The 1,515-nt window shown below is 35.4% G+C and carries 1 protein-coding gene; it reads right to left on the bottom strand.

Annotated features, from left to right (window positions below):
* Positions 1–175: 175 nt before the first annotated feature.
* Complete coding sequence (locus tag PLI06_10210) at positions 176–1,222, bottom strand: hypothetical protein (protein ID HOI77966.1); 1,047 nt, start codon at positions 1,220–1,222, stop codon at positions 176–178.
* Positions 1,223–1,515 lie beyond the last annotated feature (293 nt).

The following is a 1,515-nucleotide window of genomic DNA, read 5'->3' as shown; positions in this document are numbered from 1 at the left end:
TCTTAGCTAATAGACATATCCATCTGTCTTTATATATAGTTGTTGTGTAAACCTTTAAATTTCAGATAAAATTAAAGCTCAATTAGTACTCAGATTATAAAAATAGATTCAATAATGTTTCACATTGTTTTATTTAGCCTAAATTAATCTTAAAAAAGAATAAAAAATAAATTATTTATTGAACAACAAACTCAAAAGTTATCTTGTCAAACATTCCATTAGGCGAGTAGGCTATCATTGTTACTTGGTATGTACCTGAGGGGACGTTTGGCCCTACAGTAAAGTTGGCCGAGTAGGTACCGATATTGTGGGCGTTTATCTTTTGTGTTTCTGGAGTTATCTCAACTGTTATCCCTTCTGGGAGTCCTTCAAACCTTAACCTTGTATCGTTTTGGGTGAAGAAGCCCCTGTTCTCTACTTGTAGTAATACCTGTTGGCTTCCTGGAGTCATCTGGAATTTTGAGATGACCTTCCCATTCTGGATAACTGTTGGACCACCTGCAACTGAGAATGTCTCAATGTCTATCTTTGGGTAGAGTGTAGTTGGAAGTGCTTTTTGTTTATAGCAGTCATAACAGCAGCATTCATATACAGATACTTCTCCCTGCACTGAGTTTTCATTGTCGTTAGTTATACTAACTTTAACTATTTCAGGAGGTAGTTCAAAGATGGCGCACCACTGTCCATCTGTTTGATAATCATATATAAACAAGTCGTCGTCTTGATACTGGCCTTCATTAGTAAAAAATTGAACATCAAATTCTTCATCAGTATTTGCACATATCCTAAGTTCTCTTGGGAAGCATAATCCATCTTGAACGTCATTAGTTACAATTTGATTATCTCCTGGGATGATGATGCAATCGCAAGGTTTCTTGTAATAGCAATTATATTGTGTATTATCATCCATATCCAAAACTGCAGCATCAGCATCTATGCCAATATTTGTAATTTGACCTATAGATGTAAAGAATCCCCGTATTCCCCAAAGTGGTCCTTTTTTTAATGAAGGACATGCTGTAGGGGGTATGTTGAAAGTAGCAGTTTGACTACGAGCAAGTGAGAAAGTTCCTATAGAATAATAATCAGGGATGCAATAATCTGTAATTATTGGCGCTCCAGGATGCTCCTCAACTATTTGTATGAAAATAGGAGCAGAAATACTTGGTAGCAAGGCTATCGCCATTGTCATTACTAAAAAAAAAGCAAATATTTTCTTCATAAAGTCACCACAAATAATACAAATCATGAGTTTTTATTCTTTTGCCTAAATCGTTAATACAGAGGCAAATTATTATTAAGAAAAATAGAATAATTAAAATTTATTAAAAAAATAAATTAATTACCTTATTCACTGCCCGCATGATCCGCAGTTTGGCTTGTGATCTCTGTAGACTATATGCGATGGTGTGTCAATGCACCAGCTGGCAGAGATTACTGCACCAGCAAGCTTGTGGAACCCAAGTTGAGTCTTTCCAAAGTTGTTAGTTGCATCTTCTTCTAAAGCAATTCCTT

The sequence above is a fragment of the Methanofastidiosum sp. genome, from assembly GCA_035362715.1.
GTDB lineage: Archaea > Methanobacteriota_B > Thermococci > Methanofastidiosales > Methanofastidiosaceae > Methanofastidiosum.
Note: the sequence above shows the minus strand (reverse complement) of the source record. Positions and strands in the feature narration are given on the sequence as shown.